14 protein-coding genes are annotated in these 18,003 nt (G+C 27.8%); 2 read left to right on the top strand and 12 right to left on the bottom strand.

Annotation, left to right across the window (positions count from 1 at the left end; genetic code table 11):
- Window positions 1-44 precede the first annotated feature (44 nt).
- Window positions 45-668: a leucyl/phenylalanyl-tRNA--protein transferase gene (aat, locus tag CXF68_RS00990; RefSeq protein WP_101042503.1), complete on the top strand. Its 624-nt coding sequence runs from the start codon at window positions 45-47 to the stop codon at window positions 666-668.
- 132 nt (window positions 669-800) lie between these two features.
- Here aat and CXF68_RS00985 read toward each other — a convergent pair whose 3' ends face one another.
- The 7 genes from CXF68_RS00985 to CXF68_RS00955 form a co-directional block, all read right to left on the bottom strand.
- Entirely contained in the window at window positions 801-1,118 is a 318-nt protein-coding gene (locus CXF68_RS00985) for a hypothetical protein (protein ID WP_101042502.1), read from the bottom strand.
- 35 nt (window positions 1,119-1,153) lie between these two features.
- Window positions 1,154-1,399: a hypothetical protein gene (locus CXF68_RS00980; protein ID WP_101042501.1), complete on the bottom strand. Its 246-nt coding sequence runs from the start codon at window positions 1,397-1,399 to the stop codon at window positions 1,154-1,156.
- A gap of 240 nt (window positions 1,400-1,639) precedes the next feature.
- Window positions 1,640-2,419: a hypothetical protein gene (locus tag CXF68_RS00975; RefSeq protein WP_101042500.1), complete on the bottom strand. Its 780-nt coding sequence runs from the start codon at window positions 2,417-2,419 to the stop codon at window positions 1,640-1,642.
- 295 nt (window positions 2,420-2,714) lie between these two features.
- Entirely contained in the window at window positions 2,715-3,632 is a 918-nt protein-coding gene (locus CXF68_RS00970; protein ID WP_101042499.1) for an alpha/beta fold hydrolase, read from the bottom strand.
- A 231-nt stretch (window positions 3,633-3,863) separates the two neighbouring features.
- Window positions 3,864-4,724, bottom strand: coding sequence for a DUF3667 domain-containing protein (locus CXF68_RS00965; RefSeq protein ID WP_101042498.1), 861 nt, complete (start codon window positions 4,722-4,724; stop codon window positions 3,864-3,866).
- Window positions 4,725-4,729: 5 nt separating this feature from the next.
- The gene (locus tag CXF68_RS00960) at window positions 4,730-6,670 is read right to left on the bottom strand and encodes a CocE/NonD family hydrolase (protein WP_101042497.1); all 1,941 of its coding nucleotides are present in this window, start codon (window positions 6,668-6,670) and stop codon (window positions 4,730-4,732) included.
- A 131-nt stretch (window positions 6,671-6,801) separates the two neighbouring features.
- Window positions 6,802-9,300, bottom strand: coding sequence for a zinc-dependent metalloprotease (locus CXF68_RS00955; protein ID WP_101042496.1), 2,499 nt, complete (start codon window positions 9,298-9,300; stop codon window positions 6,802-6,804).
- A 144-nt stretch (window positions 9,301-9,444) separates the two neighbouring features.
- Between CXF68_RS00955 and CXF68_RS00950 the strand changes: the two genes are divergently transcribed.
- Window positions 9,445-10,167, top strand: coding sequence for a DJ-1/PfpI family protein (locus CXF68_RS00950; protein WP_101042495.1), 723 nt, complete (start codon window positions 9,445-9,447; stop codon window positions 10,165-10,167).
- A gap of 177 nt (window positions 10,168-10,344) precedes the next feature.
- On the opposite strand, the gene CXF68_RS00945 is transcribed toward CXF68_RS00950, so the two are convergent.
- Genes CXF68_RS00945 through CXF68_RS00925 form a run of 5 tightly spaced genes read right to left on the bottom strand, consistent with a single transcriptional unit; the run spans window position 10,345 to window position 17,835 of the window.
- Window positions 10,345-10,944, bottom strand: coding sequence for a hypothetical protein (locus tag CXF68_RS00945; RefSeq protein WP_101042494.1), 600 nt, complete (start codon window positions 10,942-10,944; stop codon window positions 10,345-10,347).
- Window positions 10,945-10,974: 30 nt separating this feature from the next.
- Entirely contained in the window at window positions 10,975-11,376 is a 402-nt protein-coding gene (locus tag CXF68_RS00940) for an MFS transporter (RefSeq protein WP_101042493.1), read from the bottom strand.
- A gap of 8 nt (window positions 11,377-11,384) precedes the next feature.
- On the bottom strand, window positions 11,385-12,512 hold the full coding sequence (locus CXF68_RS00935) for a DegT/DnrJ/EryC1/StrS aminotransferase family protein (protein ID WP_101042492.1): 1,128 nt from the start codon (window positions 12,510-12,512) through the stop codon (window positions 11,385-11,387).
- Between the two features lie 50 nt (window positions 12,513-12,562).
- Window positions 12,563-16,312 (bottom strand): DUF2194 domain-containing protein, encoded by a 3,750-nt coding sequence (locus CXF68_RS00930; protein WP_101042491.1) that lies wholly within the window; start codon window positions 16,310-16,312, stop codon window positions 12,563-12,565.
- Entirely contained in the window at window positions 16,309-17,835 is a 1,527-nt protein-coding gene (locus CXF68_RS00925; RefSeq protein ID WP_101042490.1) for a hypothetical protein, read from the bottom strand. The genes CXF68_RS00930 and CXF68_RS00925 overlap by 4 nt, the downstream gene beginning before the upstream one ends.
- Window positions 17,836-18,003: the final 168 nt, after the last annotated feature.

The following is an 18,003-nucleotide window of genomic DNA, read 5'->3' as shown; positions in this document are numbered from 1 at the left end:
GATAAGAACTATGCTATATTTGTAGGCTTTATTATTGTATTTATATGATTTGGTTACCTGAAGAAATAGTATTTCCACCCCACGAATTTGCAAACGAAGATGGTGTTTTAGCTTTTGGCGGAGATTTATCTGCTGAACGTTTGATTTATGCTTATAAAAATGGAATTTTCCCTTGGTTTAACGAAGGGGAACCTATTGTTTGGTATTCGCCACCAGAACGTATGGTGTTATTTCCTGATGAGTTAAGAGTATCAAAATCGATGCGTCAGGTATTGCGAAAAAATAATTTTACGATAACAGAAAACAAGGCTTTTAAAGAGGTGATTTTTAATTGCCGCCATATTGATAGAAATGATCAATTAGGTACTTGGATTACTGACGATATGGAGCATGCTTATATTAATTTACACGAAAAAGGAATTACAAAATCTATTGAAGTTTGGATGAATGATACATTAGTTGCTGGTTTATACGGTGTTGATTTAAACAACGGTGTTTTTTGTGGCGAAAGTATGTTTAGCAAAGCAAGTAATATGAGTAAAGTTGCTTTTATATATTTAGTGAAAAATTGCGGTTATAAATTGATAGATTGCCAAGTACACAATGAACATCTAGAAAGTTTGGGCGCTGGTGAGATTGATAGAAGTGAGTTTTTGAAATGGTTGTAGATGTTTAGTTATTGTATTTGAGTAAGATTTAATTGTGTATTTCAGTAATTAAATTAGCAAATACAAACCGAATAGAAAATTCGCTAGGCTAGAACACTAATAAAAAATTATATATAGTGTTGTAAAAAGGTTTTACTCAATATATTCTGTTCTCGGTGTTGGTGGATATATTTCCATTCTCCTATTAATATATATGTTCAGGTTTAAAGAGTCAGAAGTTACTTCTTGAGTTTCATTAAATACTTTGGTTACTTTCAAAATTAAATTTTCCAATTCATTTATTTCACTTGTTAATGAAATTACAAGTTTTTCAGATGAGTCAGAATATCTATCATTTTCTCCAGAATTGAGTAAATCTTTTTTCATTACAGTTTTTAACTCGAGAATAGGATAGTCTTTTTCTTTTTTTATACTATCTTTTGATATACTTAAAATGTTTTTAAATTTCAAAAGTACAGGGAAACATTGGCCAAAAGTTGTTGAAATTAAATAATTATATTTTTACTTTCAATTTTTAAATAAGCCTTTTTCCCATGATAATTTAAAATTTCAAGATTATCAACTAATTGATTAAAATTTTCAAATGTTTTTATGTCTATAAATTGATGATTTTTATTTTTAGAAAATTTAGGTTTATTAGGATAATAAAATTCTTGTGAAATTAATTTTTCATTGTTTTTACAAGAAATTAGAATTAACGATGTAAAAATTATTTTTATAAAGTATCTCAATTTATAATGTTTTACAATGATTAAGATATCCGTTGTCTTAATGATGGATATGGCACGATAACGAAGTTAGCAGTTTTTGAGCTAAGAATCAAACTAAAAGCTGAACCTCGTAATTAAATTATGAGGTTGGTTATAAGTAAGAGTATTTATAATACGATTTTTCTAGAATAGAAAACTCATTACTAGAATCCGAAAATACAGTATGATATAATTACTAAGATTTTAATAGAAACATTTAAGTTAGTTGATTACATTACTTATACTTTTCAATGGTCCCGAATTTAATTTTTTCCAATTAGGAATATCGGCCATAGCTATTAATGCGTTGTTTTTTTGCGTGTTTGAAATTATTTGAAATTCATTTGGGATTTTTGATTTATCAATATATAAAAAAATGATAATATCGACTAAAAAGAGTCCAAAAGAATGCTTTGAAAATTCGTAAGCTGTAAAAATACCTCTTGAATATTCGTTTTTCACAATACATTTGAAGAAATACGAATCAAAATTGGTTTCATCCTGAATATTCTTTAATGTTTCAGTTAGTTTTTTATGTGATAATGTTAAATTAGAATTTAAGAAAGTTCTTAAAATTTCTTCATTAAGTTTAGGGAGTTTAAAGTTTGAAAATTCATGTCTGTTAGAGATACTCGCTCTCCAGACTAAAGAATAGTTAAAAAGTTTTATTGCATTAAATGGGACTTTAAAACACTCTAGAATAGTGTTTTTTTGAATGGTATGAATTTTAAATTTATCTTTTTCATTACTGTAATTATGTATGCTTTTTAATTTCAACGAAAAATAATGTTCAAGTTTAGCAAATCTTTCTTCACAGTCTGAGCAGAAAATATAATCTTCTTTAGGGGAGTCTTGTATTTTTTTCGATTTACCATTAACATCTATTTTAACCCCATATCTAGGATTTGTAGATTCAAACAATCTTTTACCCATGAATTTTGGAATAATATGAGAGTTTTTTTTATCAGCATTTTTCGTTAAACATAATTTGCATTTTTGCATAATTTTTAATTTGATAAATCACTATAAAGATGTCCATCATTTTAATAATGAACATCATACGATAACGAAGTTAGCTGTTTTTGAATCAATAATCAAACTAACCTAAAAAGTAAAACCTCGTAATTAAATTATGAAGTTTGTTATGAATATTAGTGTCTATAATACGGTTGTTTTAAAACATAAAATTGGATGCTAGAATCCATAAGTATGGCATGTGTTTTAATTATCATCATAATCAATAGAGGCAATCAGTTAAGTACTTGTCAAAGTAATTAATTTATAGATGGTGTGGTTTTTATTCGTTTAGATATGATATAATTGCTTTATTAACCAATTCAGGTTTTTCGATATTTACCCAATGTGCAGAATTTTTAATTCCGATAACTTTAGAGCCAGGAATTAATTTTTTAGCCTTTTTTGCATTTGAAAAAGGAAAACTAACATCATCTTCACCCCAAATAAATAAAATTGGCTTTCCTTCTTTTCCAATTTTCTTCCAACCTTCTAAATTATCTATAACAGGTGAGTATTTTAACGCTGATAAAGCAGAACGAGTATAACCATCGTAATTTGCATACTTTTCCCAATAGTCAACAGCCCAATTATAATTCTTTTTATCATAGAGGTAATTCTCAACTTTTGGTTTTAGAATGTTTTGTCCAAAAAAGTAAAAAACTGCTTGCGATAAAATAGGAACTTTAATCAAGCTTGAAGGCTTGTTTTCGTCAGATGGCCAACCAGCTGGTCCAACAAAGACTAATTTTTCAACTCTATTTGGATACTTAAGTGTATAATCAGATGCAATTACGCAACCAAAAGATGAGCCAATTAAACTAACTTTTTTTGAATCAATAAATTCAATTAGGTCGTTTAATTGATTTCTAAAAATTTCAATTTTTAAATCAACTCTAGGTCTATCAGAGAGTCCTCTTCCCCATAAATCATATAAAACAACTTTATAACCTGCATGCACAAGCGAATCTATATTCGGATTCCAACATTCCATATAACCATTGAATCCGTGTATTAAAATTAAAGTATTCTGGTTCTCGCTACCATAAACCTTGTAACGCATTTTTCCTAATTCCAAATTTAAATATTCGTCACCTGAACTGTCTTGAGCTATTTTCAGTTCGTTTGTATCTTCGTTATAGTAGTTGTAAATCAGAATTGAAATAACTACTAACAATAAAAGGAATATGTGTTTTTTCATATTAGGCTTTAATTTTTTTGGAGTCACAGTTAGTGATTAAGATATCCGTTGTTTTAATGATGGTATCGTACGATAACGAATTTAGTCGTTTTTAGGTCAAGAATCAAAGGATAATTAAAAGCAAAACCTCATAATTAAATTATGAGGTTTGTTATGAATAAGAGTGATTATAATACGGTTATTTTAGAACATAAAATTTGATGTTAGAATCTTAGAAAAAAAGTATGTGTTTTAAGATTTTAGATTAATTAGGTTAGGGAAAAATTTACCAATTATAACCCCGATAATACTTCCTAGTATTAAAATAATAATAGTCATTAGAATTAACACGCCTATAAAACGTAATAGTTTTAATATGGATTTTCCAAAACCAAGTTTATATAATTTGCTAAAACAGTAAAGGTAATATACTAATGTAGCTAGAATACTATAGGTTAAAAGACTAGGGTGAATAAGCATACCTAAAATAAAAGAAAGTAAAGTTAGAAACATTGTTGTTCCTAGAATATAGGAATTTATTACAATATGCTCTCCGAAATTGTGAGGTTTAGTATAAGTAAACTTACTTAATAATGCATAAAAGGGAAGGAACAGGAATGTAATAATATTAAAATTTCGTAGTATAAAACCAGCCCAGCTATCCAGATAATGTAATTGTTTTTTTGCAAACTGTTGTTTGACCTTAAGTTTATTAAATTCTTCTGTAGATAAGTTTTTAATTGTAGATAAATCTTTATTAGCTAGTTCTTTAATCTCTTTAGTTTGAGATTGGTTTACTGTTGCTTGCATTTTTAAATAATCTTTAGAAAAGAAATTAAAAATAATTAACGACAATGCCGCACCAACAGCTAGATATGCAAATGGATTTACATAACGTTTTCTTATCCCGTTTAAATATTCATTTAGGACCTCATTCGGTGCTAAAAACATTTTTTTTAAGGTGTTAAAAAACATGCTATTAAAGCCTAACATAGAAAAAAGTTCGACCATTAAAAACTTAAAAGTAATTCGGCTTTTAATAATCTTCGCTCCACAATTGTCACAAAAAAGAGCATTATTTTCTATTATTTCATTACAGTTTTTACAATTCATTATTTTTATTTTAAAACAGAAAATTCAATACTAGAGTCTGAAAACACAGTATGTGTTTGCGTTTTAAAATCTTTTTCAGTGGCCTTGTAAATATTGTGAACATAAGTTTGCGGATTCAAATCAATTAACGGAAACCATGTGCTTTGTACCTGTATTTGTAATTTATGACCTTTTTTAAACGTGTGAAAGACATCTTGTAATTTTATATTTACAGCAGTTTTCTTATTAGGAGTAAACGGTTCTGGTTTTGCAAAACTATTTCTAAAACGACCACGCATTACTTCACTACGAACCATCATGTGATAATTACTTAGTTTTAAATGCGATTGCATTTCTTTATTGTCATTTTTTAAATCAGCAGGATGTACATCAATTACTTTTACAATCCAATCAGCAGCAGAACCTGTAGTTGCTACATTCAGTTTTGCTAAAATATCTCCAGAAAGTGTAAAATCTTCGGTTAACTCTTCAGTTTGAAAAACTAAAACATCAGGTCTTCTTGCTGCAAAACGCTGATCATCGGTCATGTATTTACGAGGTGTAAAAATTGTTTTAATATCTTCAGAATACGGAACAGGATGTTTAATGTCACTAACGAAGTTGATTGGTTTAATATATTTTTTATGAACAGGAGGAACAATTATTAATTTTTGATTTTCTGATAAAAAGAACACTTCTTTTTTAGTGTTTTCTGGAGGCCAAACATCATACGATTTCCATTCTTTTTTACCAGTATCAAAAACATAAGCTTCTGGTAACCCACTATTTTTAGAACCATCTCCTTTTAAGAAATGATTAAAGAATTTCGTTTCTATTTCTTTTTGAAATTTTAAAGAAATTGAATCTCCAAAATAATAATTTCCTACTTTGTTTTGCACTTTGTTTCTAGCCCATCCGCCATGATCCCAAGGACCAAAAACTAAGGTATTGTAATTGTTTGGTTGATGTTTTTCAATATTTTTATAGGTTTCTAAAGGTCCGTATAAATCTTCTGCATCAAATTCTCCTGCAACAATCATTGTTGCTACTGTAGATGGTACTTTATTTAAATGTTGAATAATACCTTTGCTTTGCCAAATTGAATCGTAATTAGGGTGTTCTACCATTTCTTTCCAGAAAAAATCATCAATTCTGTCTTTATTTTCAGCAGTAGCAACATCTAATTTATCATATTGAAAATATTCGTTTAAGTTTTTTAAAGGACCTTTATCTAAGAAAAATTGATATTGATCTTGGGTTTTCATTTCTGGAAAAGAATACCAAGCAGAATCTGTTGGTTGGTCTTTGTAAGTACCAAATAAAGGAATCGCATTAAAATAGCTTAGTAAAAAAGCACCATTATGATGAAAATCATCAAAAAAGAAATCTCCAATACATGCTTGTGGTGAGGCTGCTTTTAAAGCAGGATGTGCATCAATCGTTGAAATAGTAGCGTAATGCCCAGGATATGAAATTCCCCAAGTACCTACTTTACCGTTATTGTTTGTTATATTTTTTACTAACCAGTCAATTGTGTCATAAGTATCACTAGTCTCATCAGTTTGTTTAGCTGTTTTATTCGGAATATAAGCACGCATATTATCATACACGCCTTCGCTCATCCAACGACCACGAACATCTTGATATACTACAATATTTCCTTCTTTCATTAAGTTTAAATTCGGACCAATTTTGGTTCTAAATTTATCGTCACCATAAGGTCTACAACTATAAGGGGTACGTTGTAGTAAAATAGGATATACTTTACTAGTGTCTTTAGGTGAATAAATAGTTGTATGTAATTTATTACCATCTCTCATGGGAATATTTACTTCTTTTTTATTATAATTATCTTTAACGTAAGTATCTTTTATAGTTGCTTTTGCTTCTTTTTCAGTTGCTGTTTTTGGAGTGCAACTACTAATAAAAAGTAAAAGAATTATTGATAGTTTAAAAAGGTATTTCATAGAATTTTGTTGTTTGAAAAGGTAAATATAAAAAAAATGAAGTTGTATTAAAGCAGATTTAAAAAATCGGAGATAATACAACTTCAAAGAAGTTTTTTAAAAGGATTGTTTTTGTTAAAAAAGCATATTCTTTATTTAGGATCTAAAATGCTGTCAATTCTATCAATAGCATCTTGTAAGTGATAACGATTTAGCGTGTTTTTTGTAGTTGTAAGACCACGTTTTATATCACGTTTTAAACGTTTTAATTCACCTCTTACCACAGGCTTAATATCAGATTGGTTAATGTTAACAGCAGTTTGCTTAAAATAACCACCGTTATTTGATCCTTTTTGACTTTTAGCTTTGTTTAATAAGAAATTTAAACGGTCTAAATGCGCACGTTGTAAATTTCTACGATACGTATCAATAGCTTTGTTATTATATAATTCACTCCAAACACCTTTACGTAAATCGGTCATCATACTTAAAAGAGTATATGCGCTAGCTCCGTTTAATGTTTCGTTTTCAATCATACGAGCCAATCTACCCGTTTTTAAAATACGATTTAAGGTTCTTACTTGTAGCGACCTAATTCGTTCTTCAGAACCAGAAAATTCAGTTTTACTGAAAATTGTTTTGTTTAACAACCAAGTTGGAGTTTTAAATAATTCATCATTAACAAAACGAACTGCATTTTTTTGATGATTTTTATCTACATGTGTATATACTGCTCCATTTTGTCCTGCCGCTTTATAGTTTTCGTAAACACCACCAATATTAGAACTTACATGTCCCATATAGCGATTAAATTGACCTAACAATTGTCCGTACATTGTTTTTAACTCATCGTACGTTTCTCCATCTTTAGTTGTCCATTCTTCTAAACGAGGTAAAATTCTTTGTAAGTTTTTAATACCATATTTACTTGCTTTTATAGCATCGTCACCTAAATCTTCAGTTTGAGAACTAGGGTCTATAACATTGCGTACTTGTTGATGACCAAATCGGTATATAGGGTTTCCTGCTTTGTCAAGAATCCATTTATTTAAAGTTTCTTTTTCCTCTTTAGCAGTGGTGTTGAATATAGGACGGTATCCCCAGCTAATAGCGTATTTATCATAAGGCCCAATGTTTGGCATTAATGCCACGCCTTTGTCTTCAGGTTGTGCTACGTAATTAAAACGAGCATAGTCCATTATTGAAGGAGCAGTACCGTTCTTTTTAGTAAAAGACGCAGAACGTAAAGAATCTACAGGGTATGCAACAGAACTTCCCATATTATGTGGTAATCCGATTGTATGACCAACTTCATGAGAAGAAACAAAACGAATTAAACGTCCCATTACTTCTTCTTTAAATTTATTACTTCTAGCATCTGGGTTTATTGCTGCTGTTTGAATAAAAAACCAGTTATGTAATAAAGACATTACATTATGATACCAGTTAATGTCAGATTCAAGAATTTCACCAGATCTAGGATCACTAACATGAGGTCCGTTTGCATTTGGAATAGGCGAAGCTAAATAGCGAACTACAGAGTAACGAACATCTTCAGGGCTCCATTCAGGATCTTCTTCTTTAGTAGGAGCATCTTTTGCAATTATTGCATTTTTAAAACCAGCAGCTTCAAATGCAACTTGCCAGTCTTCTATACCTTGTTTTATATATTTACGCCATTCTTTAGGAGTAGCGTTATCTATATAATATACTATTTGTTTTTTAGGTTCAACTAATTCACCTTTTTTAAACTTTTCAAGATCTTCATCTTTAACTTCTAAACGCCATCTGTCAAGGTATTTAACAGATTTGCTTTTTTGAGCATCTAATCCATAATCTGTTTGAGATCTAGCAAACCATCCTACTCGTTGGTCGAAATAACGACGCTTCATTGGTGTTTTTGGAAGCAAAATCATAGAATTACTTAATTCCATAGAAACGGCACCAACACTTCTGTTTGAAGGGGCAGCGCTAGATATGTATGTTTTCACATTTCTAACTTCAATGTTTTTAGGATAACTACTAATACGTTCTATATAAGAACGGTTTTTATCCATTTTAGAAATTTTATATTGTTTTCTCTTATTTTGAGGAAAGCCAATAGCTTTTACGTCTGAGTTGAATAAAGAAGAAACGTCAATTACCGTAGCAGTAGAATCTTTACTAAAAGCTTTTATAGGAAAAGAATATAATATAGGTTCGAAATTAGAATTTACAACCGCTTTATGAACAGGAAGTAATGTATCGGCTACAACGTTATAAGAAACGACTTTTAATAATATTTTTTTTTGTTTTTTTTGCCAACGCAAGACTTGAGTGTTTTGTTTACCACCTCCAAAACCAATGCCGTTAGCTGTTTTAGCAATACGAGTCACCATTAACATTTCTCTATTTAATAGAGAATTTGGTATTTCGAATAAAAACTGTTGGTCTTTAGAATGTACTTTAAATAATCCTTCGTCAGTTTTATGCTTTTTAGTAACAACTTTAGCATATGGCTTAATAGCATTTTTATCTGGTTTGCTTTTAGGCTTTGTTTGAGTTACTTCTTTACTGTTTTTTTTCTTTTTTTTACGTTGTGCATTTAAGTTTAACGAAAAAATTATAAGAAACACAGTAAGAAGTACTTTAGAAAGTAATCTTTTAGTCATGAATATGTTTTTAAAAAATTTTGTCGAATTTATTGAATTACTACCCGTAAAATCATAATTAAATGTTAAAGGGGTAAAGGGGACTCTTAATATTGACACAACATACATTTTATATGTATTTTTAAACATTATTAAATAAACGATATGAAACGTATATTATATTTATGTGTATTAGTTGTTACTTTTAGCTGTGTAACTAAAGAGAGTAAAGAAGAAAAAGTATTCCCAGATATAAAAGAAGGTAGGTATAATGTTGCTTTTTTAATTATGGATGGAACTTTTAATACAGAGCTAACAGCTCCTTTCGATATTTTTCAGCACACTATATTTAGAAAAGGAATTAAACAAATGAATGTGTTTACTGTTGCAAATACAAACGCCCCTGTTACAACTTTTGAAGGAATGAGAATTCTTCCTGACTTTAATTATTTAAAAGATAGTTTACCTAAGATTGATATTTTGGTAGTACCAAGTGCAGAACATCATTTAGATTCTGATTTAGAGAATAAGGATCTGATTAGTTTTGTGCAAAGAGTTGATAAGGAAGCTGAGTTTGTAACTTCTCATTGTGACGGCGCTTTTGTACTTGCAAAAGCTGGTGTTTTAAAAGGAAAGATATCTACAACATTTCCTTCAGATATTGATAAAATGCGCAAGATGTTTCCTGATTTAAATATTAAAAAAGAAGTGCTTTTTGTTCATGATGGTAAATATATTACGTCAGCAGGAGGAGCAAAGTCTTTTGAAGCTGCTTTATATTTATGTGAATATTTATATGGTAAAGAAATAACAAAATCTTTAGCAGGTGGTTTGGTGATAGATTGGGACGTTAATAAAGTGCCACATTTAATAGTTGGTAAAGAGTAATGATAAAACTTTAGATTGTTATTTTATATATCTCAATAAGAGATATATAAAACTTAAAAAGCGAACTTAATTAAGTTCGCTTTTTAAGTTATTTTCAATTTTAAAAGTTGATTTATTTTATCTCTTTACGGAACTAAAAGAATTAAATAAAAATATTCCAAAGTTTTAGAATTATTTCTATTCTACTAATTTCCAGGTTTGTTTACTTTGAAAGTCATAAAACTCAATAATTCCTCCTGGTATTGCTCGTTTTATAAACCCAATTTTTGGGTTAGCATTAATAGTATCTTTAGATATAACTATAACTTTGTCATAAGTTTTATTATTTAATTCATATTTAAAGTAATAATCTACATTTAAATCATTTGTATGATAATTAACATCACTTATTTGTTTTACTTTAAAAAAATCTTCTTCTAAAGGAGCTTCTAGCAGTGAAATTTCTATATATGCATCTTCCTCATCTATATAATTACTCCCTTGACTAGTTCTTTCTTTTATTTTATAACCTTGATTTATATTTGTTTCATATCCTTGTGATATTTGACAAAATTCTGATGTTTTTCCATCTTTTCCTTCAACTTTTTTTACATACAAATCGATAACTTTGAATTCCAGAATATTTTGATTACTCTTAAACTTAATAGTTTCATTTAATTTAAAATCTAATAATTCTTCGCAGCTATGTGAGTCCTTAGTAGGAGGGAATTCCAGAATATTACAAGAACAAAGACAAGTTGCAAAGAAAAGTGAATAAATAATTTTTATTAATTTCATAGTTCAATTTTTAATATAATGCTAGTTTAGTTATTTCCTAATTTCTAAAAGAGGAAATATTTTCTCTTCTTTAGGAGCTAAAAGAATCATATAAAATAAAAGAATTACACCAAAAAGAATAAAATCAGGCTTTAAAAAAAGAATAGAGAAACAAGCGACTTCTAATACTGCCCATTTATAAATAGAAGCATTTTGGTAGATCATGAATTTTTCATCATCACTAGTATCCTTCTTTATATTTTTTAAAACTTTTTTAAATATAAAATTACTTAGTACGTAAGCAACTGCAGGAATAAAAGAATATATTAAAGAAGAATCATCTATTTCTAAATTTAAAATATTTTTAAAATCACCTATTAAAAAATAGGCTAAAGTTACTCCCGCAACTAATGCAAGGTGAATTATTTTAAGTGTTTTTATTTTTTGATTCATAGCTATTTTTAAGAAACAAAATCATTAATTGTTTTTGTAATAAACATTAATTGCTCTTCATCTAATTCAGTATGCATAGGTAAAGAAATTACTTCGTCAATTAATTGATTGGTAATAGCGAAATTGTTTTCATTATAGCGCTCATCTTTATATGCTTTCTGTGCATGTAAAGGTACTGGGTAATAAATTGCATTCGGAATATTATTATCTAATAAGTATTGATGTAATTCATCTCGTTTACCATTTGTTATTCTTAAAGTATATTGATGAAAAACATGAGTGGTAAAAACGCTAATAGCAGGCGTAATGATATTCGAGTTAGTAGAAAAAGCTTCAGAATAATACATTGCAGCTTTTCTACGCGCATCACAAAAATTATCTAATAAAGGTAATTTTATTTGTAAAACAGCAGCTTGTAAACTATCTAAACGAGAATTTACCCCAACTACATCGTGGTAATAACGTTTGTACATTCCGTGATTTACAATACCTCTTATTGTATGAGCTAAATCATCATCATTTGTAAAAATAGCACCACCATCACCATAACAACCTAAGTTTTTAGAAGGGAAAAATGAAGTTGTTCCTATATGTCCAATAGTTCCAGATTTCTTTTTTGTTCCGTCAGAGAATGTATAATCAGCTCCAATTGCTTGCGCGTTATCTTCAATAACAAATAAGTTATGCTCTTTAGCAATTTGCATTACCGCTTCCATATTAGCACATTGCCCAAATAAATGAACAGGTACAATTGCTTTTGTTTTTGGTGTAATTGCTTTTTTTAATGCTTCAATATCAATATTAAAAGTATCTGGTTCAACATCAACTAAAACAGGAGTTAACTTTAATAAAGCAATAACCTCTACGGTTGCAGCAAAAGTAAAATCGGCAGTAATAACTTCGTCACCTTGTTCTAAGCCTAATCCCATCATTGCAATTTGTAAAGCATCGGTTCCGTTAGCGCACGGAATTACATGTTTTACATCTAAATATTTTTCTAAATCACTTCCAAACCCTTTAACTTCGGGGCCACCAATATAATAGGCTGTGTCTAAGACACTATCAAAAGCTTTATTTACTTGTGGTTTTATTTTTGCGTACTGACCTTGTAGGTCAACCATTTGAATTTTTTTCATAAAACGAAAATTTAGAGTTCAAAAATACGATATTCTTAGTATAATTTTTACTATTTGATATAGTAAGTTAAACCAACATTAAAAGAGTTTGAGTAGTATTGTTTATTTAAAAACAATTCTCCTTTAAAGTTTACAATAAAATATTTTTTAAGTTGAAAATTAACCTGAGATCTAAACCTTGTAAAAAGACCTGCATGACTGTCAGAAAAAGTTAAAGCATCTATAAAAACATTAGTCTTATCTACATCTGTATTAAATAGATATTGAAAACCACCACCACCAAAAAGTCTTTTTTTAAGCATAAAAAAAGGCAAACCACTTGTGAAATTGGTAGAGCCTAAAGCATAAGATCCTTCTATTGTTGCTCTTATTTGTTGAGAACCAAATTTATAAATCGGCTGATTAGCGGCTACATTATATGAAATGTTTTTTTGATGATTAGAATAATAATTTGACTCTATATACATAAGTAAATTAGCCCTGTTTTTAAAAACTCTTTCGGCATATATACCAAATTGATTTTTATAAAGATTTTCATTATAGGCAACACTATTTTTTACAGGAAAAACATTATAACTTAAAGAAATAAAATTCTTTTTTAAATTGTAACTACCTCCCATACCAAATTTGTAATAATACTTTCCTTTATCAGTTTCAACTCTTAATTTAGTATAATAATTTAGCTTATTATTTAGCATTCTTGAGTTTTCAAACTTATATTGAAGACCATATAATTCTTTACCTCTACTTACTTTATTGTTTGACGCTATTAAGGTATTCGTTGCTGATAAACTATGTACATGTAATTTTTTAGAAACCTTACTATATGTAATTGATTTATCAAAATAAGCTATATCATTTCTATAAGTATCTAAAGAAGATGTAAAACTTATTGAATTGTTTGTCTGTAAAACAATTAAACGTTTTATGTTTTCTTTTACTTTATCTAAAAGAAAAGAGGTGTCATAATTGTTTATTATATCTTCTTGTAAATTAATGTCTTGATATTTTAGTATACCATTAAGCTCTTTTTGAATACTATTATAATCAGAATAATCACTGTTTATTGTGGAGGCTATTATCCATGATTCTTTAATTTTTTTTCTAGATAAGTAAAAATAACTCATTGTTATTTTTGCTAAATCATCATTTTTATTGTGTTGAATATAAGTATTGTAATAGTTCTCTAACTCAGCATATTTTTTTGAATTAAAAAGCCAATATAGTTTAGTGTTTATTGGTATTTCATTTGTTAAATGTGCCCATGCTAAAGCTTTTTTTATATTTCCTTTTTTATGAAAGTGCCAAGCAATATCCTTCGCTATTTCTTTATAATCATTTGAAGGGGGGAGTTCATTTAAAACGGCTATGGTTTCTGGTTGTTTGTTCCATAAAAGCAATGATATATATGCTACTTTGTTTTTAGAAGTAGGGTTTAATGTTGCTCTTATTTTAAATTTATCAATAATAGCTTTTAAATTATCTTTGGTATTAAAATTTTTAATATAAATATTTATGAGTGCTAGTTTTATTTTAGAAGTAGTGGCTGTTAAAATTTGTCTGCCTAACCATTTTTCTCTATCTCCTTTAGAGAAATACCATATTACCTTAGCTAATTCTTCAGAAAGCATCGCCGTTTCATAATTTTTATTTATGTAATAGTATTGTTCTAAATCAGACCAAAATTGATGTTCTTTCTTTTCCCAGCTACAATATTTAGCATATGTTTTCCATTTTTCTTTGTCAATTTTTTTACTTGAAAGCAATTCTTTACGAAGCAGTTTCATTTTTTGACTTACGGTAATAAAAGAAGCCTCCTTTTCTTTAAAATTAATGTAGGTATTGTAGTCTTGTAGTGTTTTATAGAATCCTATTCTATCTTTTTGTAGTTTGTTTTTATAAAGAGGTATTTTAATTTCTTGTGTATCTGTTTTAATATTTAGTAACACTCCTTTATGAATTGGTAAAGATGAAAAAAGAATATTTTTTTCCTTTAAATAAGTTATTAAAGCTCCTTTCTTTTTATTGGAAATATATAAAAACCAATCTTGTTTATGTTTTTCTTTTTTTAAATTACTAACAGTATAAAAATGTTTTTCTATTGTATGTTTATAACTATTGCTTCTTATGTTTGTAACTGTTTTTCCAGCAGTTCTTACATCCGGAAATGTTGTGAGAGGATAATTCTTCTTATGTGTTTTTATTAGATTATCGAATTGTTGATACATTCCTTCAATCCCTTTTTTATTCTTTTCTTTCCAATTAAGATTTAAACTATTTCTATAGCTAAATTTACCCCTCGTTTTAGCATTATCTTCACTCGGGATTTGGTAAATATCATCAGGGTGAACGAAGTGTGACCAAATACCTGTGAATAAATAAACAGATTCTTTTAAATATTTTTTTGAGTTATTTAAATAGAAACCTGATGTTACTCTAGGGAAATCAAACAAATTTCTTGAATAAGGTTCAGGATCGTATTCTCTACCTCCACCTTTAATAAATTCACCAGTGTAAAGACTACACATGTATTTTATTGATGATAGGTGTCTGTTTAAAGACGCTATTCCAAATTTATCAATGTAATTTGATGGAGGAATATATGAGGTAGGTAGTTTTTTATAGTCGTTTAGGGTCCATATTTTTTTTACAGTTTGAAGCGCAATTTCTGTGTTTTTAGGGGTCCAGTTTTTTTTGAGCAGTGAAACATGATTGTATCCATGAAAACCTAATTCGTGATTATTGTCTAATAATGCATTTGTTAGTAAATGGGGAATTGGTATGTTATTTAGCTTTGAGCTATTCCATTCTTTGAGTGAAAAAGGTGGAACGGTGTTTTCTTCGTAATCAAAAATAATAGTTGCAGTATATTTCAGCGTATGTTTTTTTGCTAATTTTAGCATATCTGGCCACCAAATTTTATTCACGAATTCTTGATTTGATACATTAAATTCACTTACGACAGGTTCTCTTTTAAAAGGATAAGTTGGACTTGGAAAATCATCTAGAAAAATTGTGTTTACATTGGCTATAGGGTAAGGAACTTCTTCTAATGTAGAGAGTAATGAAGAAAATAAAATTCCTCGTTCGAATTTTGATATTTCTAAACTAGAGTTATAAAAAATAACTTTCCCCAAACCTATACTGTTTTCAAGAATCACAGGATATGTTTTTTCATTAACAGATGGAATAATTACGTTTATGTTTTTAGTAAAACTTTTTTTACTAAAACCATAATGTATTACATCTTCATATAGTGTAGATGTATTAAGGTTAGGTAAAAAATCATTCTTAAAAAAAAAGCCTTTTGCAGTGTTATTATAAACGTGTTGATTTCTATTTTTCTTAAGACCTATTAAATAATTAAACCTTTTGTCATTAATTGTATTAGTTATTATAATAGAACCTCCATTATTAACAAAACTTAATATTTTCTGAATAGCATTATTAGATAAATCGGTTGTTTTATTAATGCAAATTGTTTTGATAGATGGAGCAATTTCATAATTGTCTTTATTAATTTTTTTGGGTGTAATAATACCAAATGGAAATTTTGTATAATCACATAGTTTTTTTGTGTTTTTATAAGTAATATTTGTATTTAAGTCTTCTTCTTTTATAAGATAACTAATTATAGGTTGAGATGTTTCATTATAGAAATTACTTGAAGAGAATTCTTTTTTTGAAGAATTATTTATATTTTCGATTGAACCCTTATCTACAATAAAGTAATTGTTTAGTATTAAAAATACAAATGATAATGTGGCTGTGACTTGTATGAATAAAAATATTTTTTTCATGATTTTTTATCGTAAAATAATATTTCGTTAATATTACTACTACCTTTTTTATTAACTATTTCATAGACTCGAAGTCTGTTTGTTTCGATGTATACTTTAATATTTCTTTTTCTATTTTTTAAAGTATTTATTATCGTTTTATTTATTTTTAATTGTGGTAAACCTGTTAGAATTCCTATTCTATTAACATTTTTGTCAACACCAAGAATTTCAAAAAGAAATACACTGTGTGGTAAAATTATTTCTGGCTTTTTTTTTAGAAATTTTTTATCTTTTATATGGGAAAAATAGATAGAATCTCTTTTTAAATAATTTATACTAAAATCAGTATAAGTAGTAAAAAAGTGGCTGTTTTCACTAAATAAAGCTGCTTTGTCATGATTAATTATTGCATATGTATATGGTAAATGTGTGCTAGTTATTTTGCTGTAAGCATTTAAAAGTTCTCTATTTGTTTCATTCGAGATTTTTAAACTTAAGAAAAGATCTTTTTGAGTATACACTAAGTAAAATAAAGACAGTGAGATAAAAGATGCCGTAACAATATTTCTTGTTTTAATAAGTTTTAAGGGTAATAGATTAATAATGTTAACTACATTTATACCAATTACCATTGGTGTAAAAACACTAAAAATTAAAAAAAGTAAACTATGATCTATTAAATAATGGTCTACTTGATATAGTATTGCTAAGAGGAGATAAAATAAAGAAGTGATTAATAAAATACTATTTTTCTTTATAAGAAGAGTGCTTACAATACCTATAAAGCATAAAAGCATCGTTATTTTTATAAGGTTGATATAAGGAAAAAGTAAGTTAGCCGTTTTTGAAAAGGCAGATATTTGAATAAAGCTACTTTTAATAAAGAACCAAATATTAAAATCTCCATGATTATAAAATATCATGTATGCAGATAAAACGAATATCATAGAAGTTATAAAATAAAATAATAATAGTGCTTTTTGTTTAATGTGCTTATTAGAATCGTATAAGAAAATAAGTAAGAGGAAAAGAGTGAATACAATGATAACTCCTGAAAAAGAGATTAAAAAAGAAGCTATTAAAATAGCGTGTATATAAACTAATTTTGTTTTATTATTAAAATGGAAATCTTGAGTTTTAATTAAAACAATTAAAAGAGGGAGTAATAAAAATAAAGCGGAAAAAATATTATGATGTTTTAAAATGTAGTTAACATCTAAAGGAGATAAATTAATTGCACCTATGAAAACAAAAGAAAAAAGGAGAGAAATTAAGTTTTCTTTTTTAGGGCTAGATTTTTTTACAACCCAATATATAATTATAGATAAAAGTATAGTTTGAATAATTCCAAAAAACTGTAAAGACATTCCTGTACTAACTTTTGATATTTTACTGAATAAATCAATAAGAACAAATTCTCCAGTTTCTACGTAGTTGCTGTTAAACCATTGATTACTAGGCAGTGAATTTGTTTTTTTAAAGTTATCGAACCAGTTTTCAGAAAAAAGATAAACATCGTTCTTATAAAAAAAAAATCTCAATAATGGTGTAGCAATAGTTATTAGTACTATTGAGAATATATCTGAAATTTCTTTTCTTGAAAACCTTTTTTTTTGATTATATGATTTAAGGTATTTTATTTTTTCAGGTTCTTCTATAAAAGAGATTGATTTAATTAGTAAATTATTAACCGCAATTTTTATTGAACC

The sequence above is a fragment of the Tenacibaculum sp. Bg11-29 genome, from assembly GCF_002836595.1.
Taxonomy (GTDB): Bacteria; Bacteroidota; Bacteroidia; order Flavobacteriales; family Flavobacteriaceae; genus Polaribacter.
This window is presented reverse-complemented; position numbering and strand designations above follow the sequence as displayed.